At 68.7% G+C, this 17,340-nt stretch carries 18 protein-coding genes and 4 pseudogenes; 9 read left to right on the top strand and 13 right to left on the bottom strand.

What is annotated here, in order from left to right; translation table 11 throughout:
* Positions 1-437: 437 nt before the first annotated feature.
* From OG574_RS40840 to OG574_RS40830, 3 genes are all read right to left on the bottom strand, one after another.
* Positions 438-767 carry an NIPSNAP family protein gene (locus tag OG574_RS40840; protein ID WP_326777290.1) on the bottom strand — a complete coding sequence of 110 codons (330 nt, stop codon included), beginning with the start codon at positions 765-767 and terminating at the stop codon, positions 438-440.
* Positions 768-836: 69 nt separating this feature from the next.
* Complete coding sequence (locus OG574_RS40835) at positions 837-1,256, bottom strand: SsgA family sporulation/cell division regulator (protein ID WP_326777289.1); 420 nt, start codon at positions 1,254-1,256, stop codon at positions 837-839.
* 26 nt (positions 1,257-1,282) lie between these two features.
* Complete coding sequence (locus tag OG574_RS40830; protein ID WP_266931573.1) at positions 1,283-1,714, bottom strand: hypothetical protein; 432 nt, start codon at positions 1,712-1,714, stop codon at positions 1,283-1,285.
* A gap of 372 nt (positions 1,715-2,086) precedes the next feature.
* On the opposite strand from OG574_RS40830, the gene OG574_RS40825 reads away from it, so the two are divergent.
* From OG574_RS40825 to OG574_RS40815, 3 genes are read left to right on the top strand one after another with little or no spacing between them, the layout of a single operon-like run.
* Positions 2,087-2,296, top strand: a complete 210-nt coding sequence (locus tag OG574_RS40825) for a ferredoxin (RefSeq protein WP_100595393.1) — start codon at positions 2,087-2,089, stop codon at positions 2,294-2,296.
* Complete coding sequence (locus tag OG574_RS40820; RefSeq protein ID WP_326777288.1) at positions 2,286-3,653, top strand: NAD(P)/FAD-dependent oxidoreductase; 1,368 nt, start codon at positions 2,286-2,288, stop codon at positions 3,651-3,653. The genes OG574_RS40825 and OG574_RS40820 overlap by 11 nt, the downstream gene beginning before the upstream one ends.
* Positions 3,654-3,684: 31 nt before the next feature.
* Entirely contained in the window at positions 3,685-4,869 is a 1,185-nt protein-coding gene (locus OG574_RS40815; RefSeq protein WP_266570924.1) for a cytochrome P450, read from the top strand.
* Here OG574_RS40815 and OG574_RS40810 read toward each other — a convergent pair.
* Positions 4,815-5,219 carry a hypothetical protein gene (locus tag OG574_RS40810; protein ID WP_323136462.1) on the bottom strand — a complete coding sequence of 135 codons (405 nt, stop codon included), beginning with the start codon at positions 5,217-5,219 and terminating at the stop codon, positions 4,815-4,817. The two genes, OG574_RS40815 and OG574_RS40810, sit on opposite strands and share 55 nt — an antisense overlap.
* Positions 5,220-5,316: 97 nt before the next feature.
* Positions 5,317-5,502, bottom strand: coding sequence for a TetR/AcrR family transcriptional regulator (locus OG574_RS40805; RefSeq protein ID WP_323136463.1), 186 nt, complete (start codon positions 5,500-5,502; stop codon positions 5,317-5,319).
* 194 nt (positions 5,503-5,696) lie between these two features.
* On the opposite strand from OG574_RS40805, the gene OG574_RS40800 reads away from it, so the two are divergent.
* Together OG574_RS40800 and OG574_RS40795 are read left to right on the top strand one after the other, a co-directional pair.
* Positions 5,697-8,156: a SpoIIE family protein phosphatase gene (locus tag OG574_RS40800; protein ID WP_326777287.1), complete on the top strand. Its 2,460-nt coding sequence runs from the start codon at positions 5,697-5,699 to the stop codon at positions 8,154-8,156.
* 80 nt (positions 8,157-8,236) lie between these two features.
* Positions 8,237-10,666 (top strand): ATP-binding SpoIIE family protein phosphatase, encoded by a 2,430-nt coding sequence (locus tag OG574_RS40795; protein ID WP_326777286.1) that lies wholly within the window; start codon positions 8,237-8,239, stop codon positions 10,664-10,666.
* 169 nt (positions 10,667-10,835) lie between these two features.
* Here OG574_RS40795 and OG574_RS40790 read toward each other — a convergent pair whose 3' ends face one another.
* Positions 10,836-11,489: a TetR/AcrR family transcriptional regulator gene (locus tag OG574_RS40790; RefSeq protein WP_326777285.1), complete on the bottom strand. Its 654-nt coding sequence runs from the start codon at positions 11,487-11,489 to the stop codon at positions 10,836-10,838.
* 357 nt (positions 11,490-11,846) lie between these two features.
* On the opposite strand from OG574_RS40790, the gene OG574_RS40785 reads away from it, so the two are divergent.
* A complete protein-coding gene (locus tag OG574_RS40785) occupies positions 11,847-12,299 on the top strand; it encodes a hypothetical protein (protein ID WP_326777284.1) in 453 nt (150 codons plus the stop codon).
* 77 nt (positions 12,300-12,376) lie between these two features.
* Here OG574_RS40785 and OG574_RS40780 read toward each other — a convergent pair whose 3' ends face one another.
* Complete coding sequence (locus OG574_RS40780) at positions 12,377-12,730, bottom strand: hypothetical protein (protein WP_326777283.1); 354 nt, start codon at positions 12,728-12,730, stop codon at positions 12,377-12,379.
* A 150-nt stretch (positions 12,731-12,880) separates the two neighbouring features.
* Entirely contained in the window at positions 12,881-13,477 is a 597-nt protein-coding gene (locus OG574_RS40775; RefSeq protein ID WP_326778770.1) for an NADPH-dependent FMN reductase, read from the bottom strand.
* Positions 13,478-13,589: 112 nt separating this feature from the next.
* Here OG574_RS40775 and OG574_RS40770 point away from each other — a divergent pair.
* Positions 13,590-13,934: pseudogene (locus tag OG574_RS40770) on the top strand (helix-turn-helix domain-containing protein); the annotation flags it as partial.
* Positions 13,934-14,055: pseudogene (locus tag OG574_RS40765) on the top strand (helix-turn-helix domain-containing protein); the annotation flags it as partial. The pseudogenes OG574_RS40770 and OG574_RS40765, both read left to right, overlap by 1 nt.
* An 18-nt stretch (positions 14,056-14,073) precedes the next feature.
* Here the strand turns inward: OG574_RS40765 and OG574_RS40760 are convergent.
* Positions 14,074-14,304 (bottom strand): annotated as a pseudogene (locus OG574_RS40760) (dienelactone hydrolase family protein); the annotation flags it as partial.
* A 53-nt stretch (positions 14,305-14,357) separates the two neighbouring features.
* On the opposite strand from OG574_RS40760, the gene OG574_RS40755 reads away from it, so the two are divergent.
* Positions 14,358-15,467: a mechanosensitive ion channel family protein gene (locus OG574_RS40755; protein ID WP_326777282.1), complete on the top strand. Its 1,110-nt coding sequence runs from the start codon at positions 14,358-14,360 to the stop codon at positions 15,465-15,467.
* A 12-nt stretch (positions 15,468-15,479) separates the two neighbouring features.
* Here the strand turns inward: OG574_RS40755 and OG574_RS40750 are convergent.
* From OG574_RS40750 to OG574_RS40735, 4 genes and pseudogenes are all read right to left on the bottom strand, one after another.
* A pseudogene (locus OG574_RS40750) lies at positions 15,480-15,767 on the bottom strand (Na+/H+ antiporter); the annotation flags it as partial.
* Between the two features lie 52 nt (positions 15,768-15,819).
* A complete protein-coding gene (locus OG574_RS52850) occupies positions 15,820-15,915 on the bottom strand; it encodes a hypothetical protein (protein ID WP_442816946.1) in 96 nt (31 codons plus the stop codon).
* A gap of 195 nt (positions 15,916-16,110) precedes the next feature.
* Positions 16,111-16,371 carry a lycopene cyclase family protein gene (locus OG574_RS52845; RefSeq protein ID WP_442816878.1) on the bottom strand — a complete coding sequence of 87 codons (261 nt, stop codon included), beginning with the start codon at positions 16,369-16,371 and terminating at the stop codon, positions 16,111-16,113.
* Entirely contained in the window at positions 16,368-17,324 is a 957-nt protein-coding gene (locus OG574_RS40735; protein ID WP_326777281.1) for an adenosine kinase, read from the bottom strand. Before OG574_RS40735 ends, OG574_RS52845 begins: the two co-directional genes overlap by 4 nt.
* Between the last annotated feature and the right edge of the window lie 16 nt (positions 17,325-17,340).

Below are 17,340 nucleotides of genomic sequence, written 5' to 3'. Positions count from 1 at the left end.
TACGCCACCTCACGCTCACCCTTGCCCCTGGTGCGCTCACCTGGGTGGTGCGCATGACCCCCGGCCTAGTACGGTCCCAGGACCACGGCGTCCGGCAGTGTCCAGGACCCGGGACGCTACGGTGCGGCTCGGTCGCACTCCGGACTACGACCCTTGCACATGACTCGACGGCCGATCTGCGGACGCGGCAGCAGCCGAAGCCTGGCGCGCGGTGCCGGTACCCGTTCGCCCCCCGGTCGGCTGGCCTCCATGTCACCGGGCGTCGGCTGCCCCGTACTGACGGGCACTCAGCCGGGTCTTCGGCAACTGCAACCGTGCCCCCGACCTCGCCGATCTCGTCCATGCCCGTTGCCGTCCGGCGAGCGCCTTGGCGGAGTTGCGCGGCGTTCTGGCACGAACGAGCAGGTCGCCGCAGACTTCGAGCGGCTCGGTACCTGTCACCGCAAGGGCGAGTCGGCGGTGGGCGTCAGCACGGACTCGGCGACGCCAACGATCTGGCCCATGTCGAAGCCCTCCATGTCCGCGCGGAATTCGGGGCTCGACAAGTACGCCTGCAACCGCTCCTGAACGTCGTCGGCGTCCCGATAGGAAACGAGGGCGTACAGCTGGCGCTCCTCACTCCCGGGGGCCGGAGGCACCGTCCAGACGCCGTGTGTGGTGATCCTGTGCTTGGCCATACCGGGAATGTGCTTGGACCAGATGTTCTCGTAGGCGACGAGCGCCTCAGGGCTGCGCAGTGTGTAGACACGAAGCTGGTACTGAGACATGAACACTCTTTCCTTCTCTTCTGCCGCCGGGGCAAAGGTCCCCAGCGGCACGGGGGTCGGGGGCTTCTCTCAGCCCTTTGCAAACAGGTTCGCCAGCTCGAGGTCCCAGTCGATGTGTCCGGACTCGGTACCCCGTGGCACCACCGCCTCCGTGTTCTCCAAGAAGGCCTTGACGTCCTCCACGGGAACCTCGAGCAAAGCGGTGCCCGCGGGTGACCCGAGGACGATGTACATCGCTTGGTCACCACGGCCGACGGCCGACCAGACCCGGACGTCCCCACAGCCGGCGGAACCCCTCAGGCCATCAGCCAGAAGATCGCGCCCCAGGACCCATTCGACCGGCTCGTCGGTGTCGGTGAAAAAGGCGGCACGGACGACGTAGGGATCAGTGGTCTCGTACCGCAGGCTCATACGCATGGATAGCGAGTAGGTGCGCGAGATGACGAGCTGCACGGCCACCCCCTGCATGACGGGCTTCAAACTCTCCATCGACTTTCGCTCCTGCCTGGCGGCGGTCAGCGACCGCTGATCTCATCCCGGCCATCGAGGTGCCAGCCACGGATCTCGTCCCAGGAATAGCCCTGTACGAAGAGCAGGTAGCCGACACCGTGGTCCCAGCGGTAGTCGTCGGCGTTGACGCTGACGGCCGGGCGCTGGACACGCGCGGATGCAGAAGTCGCGGCCGAAGCGGTGCCGCGACCGTTGATCTCATCCCGGCCGTCGCGGTGCCAGCCATGGATCTCGTCCCAGGAGTAGCCCAGGTCGATCAGGTAGCCGACACCGTGGTCCCAGCGGTAGTCGTCGGCGTTGACGCTGACGGCCGGGCGCTGGACATGCGCGGATGCAGAAGTCGCGGCCGAAGCGGTGCCCCCGGCACCGAGAACGGCGACACCCGCGACCGCCACGGAGGTAGCGGTGACAGCAATGCGCCTCGTGAGCTTGTTCATGGTCTTCCCTTCCCGACTGGTGCGATCTGCACCATCAATGCAGGCGAAGTGCGGCGCCTGGCGTGGTCAATGCTTTTCCATACTGCGTATGGAAGTGCTCTACAAGGATTACCATACAACGTATGGAACTGTCCAGGCGGCGGAAATGGCCCGCACGGCTGAAGCAGCGGCATGAACGGCTCGATGCCCTCGCCCGGACCGCGTCGACCGCCTATCGGCGCGACCTCGGACTCGACCACGTCCCAGGGCTGAGCCCTCGCCCTCGAGGGGCGAGCTGCCCGGGATTTCCGTCTCCGCAGCCGTGGCATGCGGGCCCCCGGGTCTGGCCCCATGCTGGAAAAGAGGGGTGAGACAACGGAGGGAGTGGTGGGGATGCAGACCGTTGTGGACCTCACGCGCTGCCAGGGCTACGCACAGTGCGTCTTTCTCGCGCCGGACGTATTCGAGCTGCATGGCGAGGAGGGGCTGCTGTACGCCACGGCCGTCCCCGACGACCAGGTCGAGCGCGTGCGCCAGGCCGCGGCGGCGTGCCCGGTGCAGGCGATCCTCCTCGGGGAAGAGGTGAGCAGCGGTGCCCGGTGACCTCGAGGACGGCCGCATCGTCATCGTCGGAGCCTCGCTGGCCGGGCTCAGGGCCGCGGAGGCGCTGCGCGAGGAGGGTTTCACCGGCTCGCTGACCGTGGTCGGGGACGAGCCCCACCCGCCTTATGACCGGCCACCCCTGTCCAAGCAGGTGCTGCTCGGGCAGGCGACGGCGGACACCACCGGGCTGCCGATGCGCCGGGACCCGGACGCCGAGTGGAGGCTGGGCGTACGCGCCACCGGCGTGGACCCACTCGCGAAACAGGTGCTGCTGGATGACGGCGAGTCGCTGCCGTACGACCGGCTGCTGATCACCACCGGGACCCGCGCGCGGCCCTGGCCCAACCAGGACGAGGGCGCCCTGGACGGGGTATTCACCCTGCGCACCTGCGAGGACGGCGCAGCGCTGGCCGAGCGGCTGGCCGCCGGGCCGGAGCGGGTGCTGGTGATCGGCGGCGGCTTCACCGGCTCGGAGATCGCCTCCGCCTGCCGGGAACGGGGGCTGGAGGTCACGGTCGCCGAACGCGGCCCCGCGCCCCTGGTGGGCGCGCTGGGTGGCACCCTCGGGAAACTCGCGGCCGCCATGCAACGCAACCACGGCGTCGACCTGCGCACCGGGGTGACGGTCACCGCCCTGCGCGGGAACGGCAGCTTCACCGGCGCCGACCTGTCCGACGGCAGCCGCGTCGAGGCCGACGTGTGCGTCGTGGCGCTGGGCGCGATCCGCAACGTCGAGTGGCTGGCGGAGTCCGGGCTGGCGGCGGGCCCGCGCGGGATCGCCTGCGACGCCGGCTGCCGGGCCTTCGACATGTACGGGATCGTCACCGACGACGTCTTCGCGGCCGGTGACGTCTCCCGCTTCCCGCACCCGCTGTTCGGCTACCAGATGCTCTCCCTGGAGCACTGGGGCAACGCGGTCGAGCAGGCCGAGGTGGCGGCCCACAACATGGTCAGTCCGGGGCCGTTGCGGCGCCCGCACCTGGCCATCCCGACGTTCTGGTCGACCCAGTTCGGACTCAACATCAAATCTGTGGGCGTGCCCACCTACTCCGACCACGTGGTCATCGCCCAGGGCTCTCTGGAGGCGCGCCGCCTGGCCATGGTCTACGGCTACCAGGGGCGGGTCACCGCCGCCGTCACCGTCGACATGGCCAAGTCACTGGACTACTACCGGCACCTGATCGAGACGGCCGCGCCGTTCCCGCCCCCACCCGGCGCGGCGGACCGCGCGATCGCGGCCGACATCGCGGTTCCGTCGGACGTGCCGGATCCGAGTGGGCTGTCGCACGGCCCCACCGTGGCGCTCACCGGATACCTGCCCGACCGCCGGCTGACGGTGGTGCAGCCCACCCGCTGACCCCCGTCCCGCCCAACCACGAGGAGCCACGATGCCCTCCGAGACCTTGCTGGCACGGATCACCGACTACGCCAGTCGCCCCAACCCCTACCCGCTCTACGCGGAACTCCGCGAGGCCGGTCCCGTGGTGCAGCAGGCAGACGGCAGCTACCTGGTCGGCACCTACCACGAGATCGCCTCTCTGCTCCACGACCCGCGGATGAGTGCCGACCCCCGCAGCCGTGGCGAAGTGACACACAAGCCGCCGTTCCTGCGGCTCGACGACCCGGAGCACCACAGGCTGCGCACCCTCGCCATGCGGCCCTTCGGCCCGCCGCACAACCCGGGCCGGGTCGATGCCATGCGCGGCGAGATCGACCGGATCACCAAGGAACTGATGGAGTCCTTCGAGGCGGGCCGGCAGATCGACGTCGTCGACGATTTCGCCTACCCGCTGCCCGTCACGGTGATCTGCCGCCTGCTCGGCGTACCGCACGAGGACGAGCCGCTGTTCCGGGCCTGGTCCGACGCCCTGGTCGCAGCCGCCGACGTCAGGCCCGAACAGGACACCACCGAGACCGACAAGGCGGGCGACCAGGCGCGCATCGAGATGGGCGGGTACCTGGTCAATCTCGCCGAACAGCGCCGTGGCAAGCCGAGCGACGACATGCTCTCCGCCTTCATCAACGAACCGGACCCGGCCCTGCGGCTCACCCAGGAGGAACTCGCGGAAACCGCCGTGCTGCTCCTCATCGCGGGACACGAGACCACGGTCAACCTGATCACCAACGGGGTGCTCACCCTGCTGCGCCAACCCGAGCACCTGGACCAACTGCGCCGTGACCCCGACCTGCTGCCGCGAGCGGTGGAGGAACTGCTGCGCTACGAACCTCCGGTCCACATCCGTGAGCGCATCCCGCTCGCCGACATCGACGTCGCCGGTACCCCGATCGCCCAAGGCACCCCCGTCGTTCTGGTGCTGGCCTCGGGCAACCGCGACCCCAGGCGGTTCCACGACCCCGAGCGGTTCGACCCCACCCGCCCCGACAACGAGCACCTCGGCTTCGGCAGCGGCATCCACGTCTGCTACGGCGCACCCCTCGCCCGCATCGAAGCCCAAGCCGCACTGGGCGCACTGCTCCCCCACCTCGGCACGGCACGCCTGGTCCAGGACCCGCCGCCCTACCGGCAGAACGCCATGCTCCGCGGACCCCGCCACCTGCCCATCCAACTCTGAGGCTGTGGGCGGCGACAGCGGCAAAAGAGACCAGCCACCCCGGACATTACGCAGGCCGTGGGAATCGGTGCGCAGTCGGCGCCAGTGGGCCCGTGCGCGACAGGATCCTCTTCACGCTGCAGCGGGAGGGGCCGCCCGGCGAGGTCACGGGCCTCATCCGGGGAGAGACCGAGCATGTGCAGGACCATCTCGGCCATCGTGCCTGCGGCCTGGTCGCTGTCGGCCTCGGGCTGGTTGCACCACAGCTCCAGGAGCACCAGCAGGCTGCCGTTCAGCACGGTCAGGGCGATCACCGGGTCGACCACGGCGAACCGGCCTGCGGCCATGCCGTCCTCCACGTCGCGCTTCACCCGCCGAGCCTGCACGCGCTGAGCCGCACGCCAACGCCCTCAGCCAGGTGCTCGGCGGATCGTCCACGCCGTGCAGGCGTTCGTCGACGGCTTGGGCCTACTCCTTCAGTGCATCGTCCACGGCCGCGTCGAATAGGCCCGACTTGCCCGTGAAGTGGTTGTAGACGGAGCGGAGGCCCCCGTCCGCACGCTCCGCGACGGCATGGACGCTGGCCTTGCTGCCGCCAGACTCGGCCAGGACCTGCCGCCCGGCGCGGACGAGTGCCTGGCGGGTCTGGGGCACGACGGGGTTCGAATCGGTTCCTGCGTGGCGGGCATCGGCACGCCCATCAATGAGAGCAACAATTCTGATGAATCCATCATTTTTTACTTGACGATGAAGCGATCGCATCTGACACTTCAATCAGAAGTGGACAAAGCCGACGAAAGTTACATGTCGACGCTGTCTCACACCTCCGCACCGATGGAAAGAGCCGGATGACGAACACCGACCACACGCCACTCGCCGAGCCGGTGAGCCCCCGAGAGATACCCGATGCGGCAATAGCCATGCTCGATGCGGAGGGGACGGTGGTCGGGTGGACGCATGCCGCCCGGCAGCTGGTCGGGTACACGGCCCGGGAGGTGGTAGGCCGGTTCGCCGCACACGTGCTGCCGCCTCCCGAGGAGGCCCTGAGGGCTGCGTCGCACGCCGAGCAGTGTCGTGCCCAGGGTGGCTGGTCCGGCACCGTGGCGGTCCGCCACCGCGTCGGCCACACGCTCAAAATGACTCTGCGGCTCTCGTTGCTTTGGGGACAGGACGCCAGCACCCAGTGGCTGGTATCCGTGACCGACATCGGCACCCTGTCCTCGGAGGCGACCAACGGACCGGTGCGGGAGTCGCTCCTCGCCCGCGCACCAATCGGCATCCTCGTTCATGACCTGCAACTGCACTGCACCTTGGTGAACGACGTCATGGAGCACCACGTTGGCGTTCCTCGTGACCGATGGTTCGGACGCCACCTGAAAGATCTGTTCCCAGGCTTCGAGGCCGAAGCACTCGAGGCAGTGATGCAGCAGGTGCTGGAGAGCGGCACCACCAAGGTCCACGAGTACCGGGCGTGGCCACCGGCGGGCCGTGGCCGGGCGCACGTGTTCTCGGCCTCGTTCTTCTGCCTCCAGGACGCCGACGGCGAGACACTGGCGGTGTGCTCCCTGAGCGTGGATGTCACCGGCAATCGGCGGGCGCGTGAGCGCCTTGCCATCCTCAGCGAAGCCCGCACGCGCATCGGCAGCACCCTCGACGTCGTGCAGACCGGGCAGGAACTGGCCGCCCTCGCCGTGCCCCTGCTGGCCGACCACGCCCTCGTCGACCTGGTGGAGTCGGTTCCGTTCGGGGTGGAGCCCTCGGGGCGGATCGGCACGACGAGCGGCCGCCTCCCTCTGCTGCGCCGTGCCGGCCTGGCCACCATCGACCCAGATGTCCCGGAGTTGCCGTGGGTGCGCGAAGAGGTGGTCCACGTCCACCCCGCCTCGTCCTTCGCCAACGCCCTGCGCACGGGCGGCGCTCACCTGGAAGCCGTGCTGGACACCGCTGGCCCATGGGTCGACCACGACCCGGTGCGGGCGCAGAAGGTCCGTGACACCGGGGTCCACTCTTTGATGGTCGTCCCCATCCGTGCGCGGCGCTGCGTGCTGGGACTGGCGCTGTTCTTCCGCTCCGAGGAGCAGACGCCGTTCCAGGAGGATGATCTGCTCCTCGCCGAGGAGCTCGTCACCCGCGCCGCGCTCTGCCTGGACAACGCTCTCCGGTACGCTCACGAACGCACCACGGCCCTCACGCTCCAACGCGACCTGCTCCCCCACCATGTGCGAGGCGGCGCCGCCGTCGAGGTGGCCTCGCGCTACGTGCCGGCTGACATGGACCACGGCGTGGGGGGCGACTGGTTCGACGTCATCAAACTGTCCGGCGCCCGGGTGGCCCTCGTCGTCGGCGATGTGGTCGGACACGGCATCAACGCTGCGGCGACCATGGGCAGGCTGCGCACCGCCGTCCGCACGCTCGCGGACATGGAATTGCCTCCCCACGAACTGCTGACGCACCTAGATGACACGGTCCGGCGCCTGAACGAGGACGACGCCGACGCTCCCGACCAGGACCCCGCGGTGGTGGGCGCCACCTGTGTGTATGCCGTCTACGACCCGGTCACCCGGCAGTGCACGATGGCGCGGGCCGGACATCCCCCGCCCGCGATCATCGACCCGCAGGGTCATGTCATTTTCCCCGACATGCCCGCCGGGGCCCCGCTCGGCCTCGGCCTCGGCCTAGTCCCCTTCGAGTCCGTGGAACTAGAACTGCCCGAGGGAACTCTGCTCGCGCTCTACACCGACGGTCTGGTCGAGTCCCGCGACGACGACATCGACGTGGGCCTGGATCGTCTGGGCGTCGCCCTGGCCAGGACCGGTTCGTCCCTGGAAGACCTGTGCTCTCAGGTGATCGAGGCCTTGCCGTCCCAGGCCCCGGCCGACGATGTCACCTTGCTCCTTGCGCGGACTCACGGACTCGAACCGGCCCAGGTCGCTTCCTGGGAACTGCCGAATGAGCCGGCCGCCGTCCGCATCGCCCGGCAGGCAGCTGTTCATCAGCTCAGCGAATGGGGGCTTGAGTATCTGGTAAGCACCGTGGAACTGATCGTCAGTGAACTGGTCACCAACGCCATCCGCTACGGCGGCGGGCCGATCTTCCTACAGCTCATCCAGCACCAAGTCCTGACTTGCGAAGTCTCCGACAGCAACACCAGCCACCCACGCCCCCGTCGTCCCCACAGCATCGACGAGAACGGCCGCGGTCTTTTCCTCGTCGCGCAGCTGTCCCGCAGGTGGGGCTCCCGCTCCGCCACGGACGGCAAGGTCGTATGGGCCGAACAAGACCTGCGCTCCAAGGCCGTTGCGGTGTGACGCGCTGCCGACCAGGCGGCCGACGGCCGCCACAGCGGGCCGATCTCTCGAGCCCCAGGATCTCGGAAAGAAGCCCAAAGATGAATACAGAGAGTGTCAAGAACGCATACTCGGCAGGCGCCTCCCAAGGATCGACGGGCGTCTCCGGTTCCGGTCCCAGCGGCAGGTTGTACGCCTGCGACGGTCCGGCAGCCGCCGTCCTCGACAATCGAGGCGCGGTGCTGCGGTGGACCAAGGCAGCAGAGGACCTGACGGGGTTCCGCGCCGAGGAGGTCTGTGGCCGCCCCGCGCAGGAACTGGTGGCCAACCTCCCGGACGACCTGCGCGACACCACGGAGATGCCGGCGTCCGGCCGGGTACGGCTGTGGCACCAGTGCGGCGACACCGTCGATGTCACCTTCCGGACCACAAAAGTGGGCTCGGCGGAGGTCCTCGTCCTGGCGGCTCCCACACACCACGTCGCCGACCACGAGCAGGGCGCAGCGCTCCTGCGTGCACTGTCCGCACAGAACCGGATCACGATCGCTGTGCACGACACGGATCTCACCACTGTGCAAACGAACGCCACGCCGGGCCCTCTCGACGGCTGTCCAGTACAGCCGGGCGCTCGGCTGAGCGACGTACTGTGCGCCAAGGACGCCGAGAACCTCGAGGCAGTACTGCGCCAGGTACTCGAGACAGGTGCCCCAGTGATCCGCAAGAACCAGCAAGTGAGCTGGCGGCACGATCCAGCGCGGCAGCACGCGCTGTCGCTGTCCGCCTTCCGTCTGGAGGACGCGCGAGGACGCCCCACGGGGGTCGCAGCCCTCTACATGGACAACGCCGACCAGATGCGTGCCCTTCGTAATCTGGATCTCGCCCGCGAGGTGGCCGAGCGAGTAGGAGGATCCCTGGATGTCGTGCGCACTGCGCAGGACCTTGCGAACGTTCTCGCACCTGCGTTCGCGGATCTCGCCGCAGTCGACCTTGCGCACCCCGTTTTCAACGGGGAAGAACCCTCGAAGCAGCTGGGCGGTGGAGACATGGGCAACGCGGCCCTTGCGCCGACCACCGCAGTGTGGCCGGCCGACATCAAGCGCGGCGACCCCGTCCCGCCCCTTCCCGACCACCCCCTCCTGCGCAGCTTCCGACACGGCGACACAGTCGTCTTCGGCCGTGACGACTACATCGCCATGGTCAGCGACCCACAGCTGGTCGAGTATCTCGTCCCGAAGGACGCCCATTCGGTGATGGTGGCACCGTTGCATGCCCGCGGGCTCACGCTCGGCGCCATATCGGCCTGGCGATGCGGCCGATCCGACCCCTTCACCGAGGACGAGGCGGATCTCATGAGACAGATCGCCTCACGGGGTGCGCTCGCCATCGACAACGCCCGCCGTTACACGCGCGAGCACAGGGCGGCCGTAGTGCTGCAGCAGCGCCTCCTTCCCCCGGCCACGACCGACAGTCCTGCAGCCGAGACCGCCAGCGCCTACCTGCCCGCAGGCGGCGGAGCCGAAATCAGCGGCGATTGGTACGACGCCATCGCTCTGCCCTCTCTCCGGCTGGCACTTGTCGCCGGAGACGTCGTCGGCCACGGCATGCCCGCAAGCGCCACCATGGGCCGCCTGCGCGCCGCCATCCAGACGCTCGCGGACCTGGAACTCGAACCGGACGAGCTGCTCACCCGGCTCGCGGACCTGGTCCAGCGCCTCGCGGCCGAAGCCCCAGCCGGCGACCACGACATCATCGGCGGCACATGCCTGTACGCGGTCTACGACCCGGTCACCCAACGATGTGCCATAGCCAGTGCCGGGCACCCGCCACCCGTCCTGGTCCGGCCCGACGGGACCGCCGAAGTCGTCGCGATCTCCCCGGGGCCACCGCTCGCCGTCTGCGGCATGCCATACGAGACCACCGTGATCCACGTCGAGCCGGGCAGCGTGCTCGCCCTCTACACCGACGGCCTGGTCGAACAGCGCGACCGCGACATCGACCAAGGCCTGCGGCGCCTGACGGATGCCCTCGCCGCGTCATGCCGTCCGGATCGCGCGCTGGACGAAACCGGCGGGGCTCTCCTCGCCGACCTGACAGACCAAGCGCCGCGCGACGACGCGACTCTGCTCCTGGCCCGCACCCGCGCCATCCCAGCGGCGGACACCGCTCACTGGGAGATCCCGGCCGATCCGGCCGCCGTCTCCAAGACTCGAGAGTGGATAACCCGCCAACTCACCATGTGGGGCCTGGACGACCTCCTCTTCACCACCCAACTCATCGTCAGCGAACTGGTTACCAACGCCATCCGCTATGGGCGTCCGCCGATGGACCTCCGTCTGATTCGCCATGACGTCCTCGTATGCGAGGTCACCGACTCCAGCAGCACCCAACCCCGCCTGCGGCGTGCCCGCACAACCGACGAGGGAGGACGCGGCCTGTTTCTCGTCGCTCGACTCGGCGGACGATGGGGCTGCCGCCATGGCCAGAACGGAAAGACGATCTGGTCTGAGCAAGTCATCCAGAATTTCCCCTGAAGCTACGGCTCACCGAAGTGGGTCGGGGCAGAGGCACCCACAGCTCTGATGTCTCTCGACCCGGTGTGCCATGACAGCTCCTACCCGAGGCGGGAGCCTGCGAGCAGGAGCAGACCCCCACCTCGTGGCCACGGCGCGGCTCGGATCGATGGAGGCGCAGCGACCGGGATCAGGTGCCATCACCGAAGCCTGGCTTGGCATTGATCACGGAAGAGACGTCCACGACCACGTCACTCGCACGTTTCTCCGGCACTCCGGCAGCGATCAGGGTGGCGATGACGAGAGGGACGACATCATCATTTAGTACCCCGTCATTAACGCTCTCCAGCAAGGCGACCGTCAGCGCTTCCAGTCCGGCGCTGAGCGCCACGGGTGGCAGGTGGGAATGGAAAACTCCCTCCCGCTGTCCCTTTTCCAAAATGTCCGTCGCCGCGTCTCGGATCGGAGCAAGGATCCCCGTTATGCGTTCGGCTCCCAAGTGGCTGCGAGCCAGCGCCAAGAGCATCCGGTACCTGTCTCCGACGGGCCACATCGCAAGGAACAGCCGCGCCAGGGCCCGCTCAGCCGGCTCATCCAGCCCCACCGCGTCCTCCGCCGCCTCCCGCAGCGCTGCGGACGCCTCGTCGGCGAGCGCGGCCAGCAGGGCTTCCCGCCCGGCAAAATGCCCAAAGAGCGTTCGCCGCACGACACCGGCGGCTCTCGCGAGTTCCTCCATCGTGATGTTCGGGTTCCGGCCGAGCTCCTGGCGGGCCGTGTCCAGGATGCGCGCCCGGTTGGATCGTGCATTGCGGCGCTGAGACGCGCGGGCCACGGGCTTGGTCACGACATCCTCGGTAGATCTGTATTGCAGGGTGGCGGCGCAGAGGCCAAGCGTAACGTCCGATTTTGGCAGAAGCGGGAATCGACCGCTCTTCCGGCCCGTCGATGTGCGCCATTCTCGCCTGCAGCCGCCGCATGTGAGAGGGCGGTATGTGAGTGAGTAGATAGTTTGTCGTCGCCTGAATGTGTAGCAGTGTGGCGTTCCGGCGGGTGGGGGTCGTGGGCATCGTTCAGAAAGCAGCACTGGCGACCAAAGCCTCTGCCGAGGGTTTCGGACTAGACAGCTGCACACACGTCAAGCAATGGGAAAAACTGGGAAACTAGCGAGACTCGACGGACGAGCCTGCGAAGGAGCCGCGCGGTGGGCGACGAGTCGCTGTTCTATCGGCCGGGAAGCACGCTGCTGACCACGGTCCGCGCGTATACGGGCGGGCCCGCGCCGAGTCGCCCTGACGACCCGGCCGTCCGTTTCCATCCCGGCGGAGTCGCGTACCACCAGGCGTACGGATACGTTCCCGTGATCAAACTGGGCTGGCCGGCGGTCCGCGCGGTCGCCGTCCTCCCCGGACCGGTCCCGGACCGTCAGGCTCTGTGCGTGTACCGGCTCAACGAACCACCGGAGCCCGACGTCCCGGCCAACGAACTATTCACCGGCACCGGGCGGGGCCTCGGAGTCCACTTCCAGGCGCTGTTCGGCACGAAACTCGTGGTGCACCTGCACCACGTACGAGGCCCGTCCCTAAGGAAACTCGCCCAGCGCCTACCAGCCTGGACAGACGGCCGCATCACCCTCACCACCGAACGCCCAGCCTGAGAGGGCGGTAAGTGACGTGCTGCCTGTTTCGCGCTTGCGGCTGGGGTTGTCGGGCTGGTGGTGGCCTCTCCGGGTGGCTATGGCCGTGGCTGGGTGAACAACCCCTGCTCGGTCTCGATCAGGATCCCGCGTTCGACCAGCCGCTTGAGCTTCAGCCGGACGTTGTTGACGTTGCTGGGTGCGATCTCCAGATCCATCGCCTCGCAGACCGCCCGTGCCCGCAGCGGGGCGTCGGCCGCGGCGGACACCGCCATGATCTGCCGGTAGGCCGGATGGTCCGGCAGCTTCGCGGCCGGCGGCGTCGGCGGGGACGGATCAGGCAGCGCCTGCAGGGTCTTGCGGGTGATGCGGACCTCCTCGGCGACCCGGTCGAACTCCTCCAGTTGTGCGGTGAGTTCCGCGATGCGTCCCCGCGTGGCCTCGGCCTGCACGGCGATCTCGCGCTCTTGCTGCCGCAGGCTCGTCCAGGGCCCAGGTGTTGACTCCTTGCGCCGGATCCGCGAATCCCATACAGCCGAGCGCGAGCCTGCTGACCAGCAGATCGGTGCGCCCGAGCGGGAGGTACTCCATCGTCGCCACGCTCACGCCGGGTACGGAGCGGCGTTGCGCGCAGACCGGAGCGCGGCAGCCCACCAGGCCAACTGGTCGAGCAGCGCCTTGGCGTACCCGGGGGCCTCAGGGGCGAGGGGACGGCCGTCCTGCCACGCCGTGAAGTAGTTCGGAAAGGGCAGACCATCGCGAATCGTCACCGCGTGCAACTCGGTCAGCACGTTCTCCAGGTGCAGCACCGCGTGCCGACCACCTGCTGCACCACCGTAGCTGACGAAGGCGACGGGCTTGGCCGTCCACTGGGTGAAATGCCAGTCGATGGCCGCCTTCAACGACGCGGGATAGCTGTGGTTGTACTCCGGTGTGACCACGATGAACGCGTCAGCGTTCTCCAGAGCCGACGTCAGTGCCGCCATCCCGGCCGGACGGGGGTAGTCGTCGCCGGCGAACTTCGGCGATGCCGCAGGCAGCGCCAACGGGATGTCGATCTCGGCCAGATCGACGACTTCCACATCGAAACCACCGTGAACGCCTGCCTGTTCGACGACCCACGAGGCCACAACGGGGCCGAACCGTCCATCCCGGACGCTTCCGACGATGATCACCAGCTTGTGCCTGTTCTTTTCCATGCCCACCACGATCAGCCCGCGCCGTGGCTCCAGCCAGACCGTGTTCAGGCTGGCCCCCACTGGGCCAGTCTGAGCACTCCGCGATCAGCAGGCAGCACCGTATGCTCCCAACATGGGTACGCCGTTAGGGGACTTCATCCGGGCCAAGCGCGACAGCACCCAGCCGGAGTCGCTGGGTCTACCGGATCGCGGCCGCCGCCGGTCACCGGGTCTACGACGCCTGGATCTCGCCGCGCGGGCCGGCATCAGCGTCGAATACCTGACCCGCATCGAACAGGGCCGTGACCGTAATCCTTCGGTGGCGGTGGTGAACGCGCTGGCCGATGCGCTCAGCCTCGACCCGTCGGAACGCAACCACCTGCGGTATCTCGCGAAGATCACTGGTGGCGAATGTTCCGCTCACACCCGGCCCGCACCACCGCGCCGCGACGTCCGTCCGTCGGTCCTGGAGACACTCTGGCCCTCGGGGTACGACTGCGGGAACGAGACTGCGCCGCCCCGCTGGCCGGCTCACCGGCGAGCAACTCGCCCAACAGCTCGGCTGGCACAAGTCGAAGGTCAGCAAGCTCGAGAACGGCGACCGCAAGGAGCTCTTGCACCAGGCACCGCTCGGAGTAGGGGGCGGCGGCGAGCACGGCCCGCTTGAGCAGCTCGTCCTTGCCGGTCTCTCCCGATACGCGCTGCTCTCCTCGACGCTGTCGAAGGTGCGACCCTCGAAGAGATCCGGGGTCCACGCCGTGTGCCCGGCGGCACGCACCGGTCGGCGGCGGCCTCCACGGCGGCCTCGGGCCGTACGTCGAGTGGAGCATGATGTTCGTGCGCTCCATGGCGCCAGGAACATCACAGGTTAGAGGTGGCCGATCCCGGTTAGCGTCGAGTCATGGAGAACGTACTGCGCCCACTGATCGTCGTCGGTGGCTCGCTCGTGCTTACCCTGCTGGTGGGGTGGGCCGTCGACCGTCTGCTGCAGCGCGCCGACCGCCGGCATCACGAGACCCCGCTGTGGGGACTGCTGCGCCGCTGCCGACTGCCCCTCCAATTCGTGCTCTGCACGGCCCTGTTGAGAGGGTCGTACGACCAGGCGAAGATCGCCGAGGATCACACCGCGGGGATCGGACAGACCCTCAGTCTCGTCCTCATCGGTGCGACCGCCTGGCTCGTCGTGCGGATCGCGGCCGCGATCGTCGAGTCGTCCTACGCCCGTTATGCCACCGCCCATCGCGATCCGGCCCGGGTCCGCCGTGTGCGCACCCAGGTCACGCTGATCCAGCGGGTCGTGATCGCGATCGTCGGCGTGGTGGCGGTGGCCGCGATGCTCTTGACGTTCCCCGCGTTCCGGACCGCGGGCGCCTCGCTGCTCGCCTCCGCCGGTGTCCTCGGCATCGTCGCCGGTGTCGCCGCCCAGTCCACGCTCGGCAACCTCTTCGCGGGACTGCAGATCGCGTTCGGCGACATGGTGCGGATCGGCGACACGGTCGTCGTGGACGGCGAATGGGGCACCGTCGAGGAGATCACGCTCACCTTCCTCGCTGTACGCACCTGGGACGAGCGCCGGATCACGATGCCGGTGTCGTACTTCACGTCGAAGCCGTTCGAGAATTGGTCGCGCGGCGGCGCCCAGATGACCGGCACCGTCTTCTTCCACCTCGACCACAGCGCGCCGGTCCCGCAGATGCGCGAGCGACTGCACGACATCCTGCGCGAGTGCGCCGCCTGGGACGGCCGCGACTGGGGCCTGGCCGTCACCGACACCACCCCCAGCACGATCGAGGTCCGCGCCCTGGTCACGGCCAAGGACGCGGACGACATCTGGACGGTGCGGGTCACGGTCCGTGAACAGCTGGTCCGCTGGCTGGCCGAGCAGCACCCCTACGCGCTGCCCCGCATCAACACGGCGACTGCCCTGATCGCCTCCGACGAGGCGGCCTCCGCCCTCCCGGACCACGTGATCGAACGCAACGGCCGCGCGCCGCGCATCGGCCGGGGCTGACGATCGGCTGCACCGAAGGCTCCGCACATCCAACTGCCGCAGCACCCGGTCGACGACCTCCGGGTCGGCGCCCGGTTCGCTGCGCGCGGAGAGCACCTCGTGCCGCGCCGCCGACATCATCTCCGCCTGGATCCGCCGGATCCGCTTGATCCGGGCGTACCGCTTCGCCTGCGACTCCCGTCGTTCCTCCGTCCCCAGCTCCGAGTTGATGCGAAGGCCGATGTCGTACGCCCGGCGCAGCATCTCCTGCACCCCCTCCGGCAGTTCCTCGACCTCCTTGATCTCCTTGAGCCGCCGCTTGTACGTCCTTTCCGGCCGACACCCCCAAAGAGTCCAGACAAGGGAGGCGGCCTCAGAGTGGACTGGCAGCGGCGCCTCCCGGCCGCCACCCCGCACGCGGCACTGCATCCAACAACCCGCGCGTGTAGGGGTGTTCGGGGGTCGACAGGATTCGGTCCGTGGGCCCTGCTCGACGACGCGGCCGCGGTGCATGACCAGAACCTCGTCGGTGATCTGCTGCGCGACGGCCAGGTCGTGGGTGACGAACACATAGGAGACGGCGAGCTGTTCGCGCAGATCCGCGAGCAGCCGAGCACCTGCGCCTGGACCGAGACGTCGAGGGCGGACACCGCTTCGTCGAGGACTAGGACGGCGGGTTGCGGCACGAGTGCCCGGGCAATGGCGACGCGCTGGCGCGCCCTTTTCGAAGACCAGCCCCCCGAGTACCTGCGCGGCAAAGCATGCGAGGCCACATGCGCCACATGGGGCCGTAGTCGGGGCCCGCCTCCACCAGGCAGACCGTGCGGGCTGGGTCTTCGCTGAGGCGCGCGGCCAACACGCTGCCGGCGACTCCTCCGCCCAGGACGACGACGTCGTAACCGGATGTTCGCGTGGCGGCGCTCATCCGTGCCGTCCCGCTTCTTCGGCGCGGTGCTCGGCGGGCGCCGCATCACATTGCAACTCCACGAGGCGGGAGTGGAGTTCGTCGCGTGTGATGCTGTCGGTACGCATCGACGGCACGGTGCAGGCATGGGCTCCGGCCACCGCGCCGTACAGGCCGCAGCGCTCAGCAGGCTCACCGTTAAGCCAGCCGTAGACGAAGGCGGACGCAAATGCGTCGCCTGCGCCGTTGGAGTCCACGACCGGTGCCGGGGGTGTGACGGCGGGGATGTGTGACAGCTCGCCATCGACCAGGAGATACGCCCCGTCCGCCCCGGCCGTGGCGATGACCGCCCGGGCGCGGCCTCGCTCGACGATCCGGCGCATGGTCCGCTCGGGGTCGGCCAGGGCGGTGGTGGACAGGAAGACGAGGTCGGCCTCGTAGGCGAATACCTCGTGATAGGGGTTCATACCGTCCCAGTTGTGCAGGTCGGTGGAGATGGTCACGCCGGCTTCGCGCAGCGTGGGCAGCGTGAACGCGCACGGGTAGGTGATGACGACGTGCGCGTGACGACTCGCGGCGGCCAGTTCCCGGACCGTCGCTTCGGGGAGCCGGTCTGTCTCCTGCGAGCGGGTGTCGTCGTACAGGGACAGCCTTCGCCCGTCGGGGCCGACGAGGTTGACCGCTCGTTTAGTGCCCTCGGGCTGGAGGCTCGTGGTGAACGCGATGCCCTGGTCCCGGTGGAAAGCGCGGACGAGGTCGCCCTCGTGGTCGTCGCCGATCAGGTCGAGGTGGTGCGTACGCAGTCCCAGGCTGCTCACCCCCAGGGCGACGAAGTCGCCGCTCTGTCCCGCGCGTGTCCGGATACCTGGCCGGATCATGTAACTGTCGGCGAACGAAAGGGGCAGCTCGGGGACGTGCACGATCGTGTCCACGCCGGCGCCCCCCAGGACGAGGACGTCGATCTCGACGCTCATGGTGTTCCTCTCGGGC

The sequence above is a fragment of the Streptomyces sp. NBC_01445 genome (assembly GCF_035918235.1).
Lineage (GTDB): Bacteria > Actinomycetota > Actinomycetes > Streptomycetales > Streptomycetaceae > Streptomyces.
This window is presented reverse-complemented; position numbering and strand designations above follow the sequence as displayed.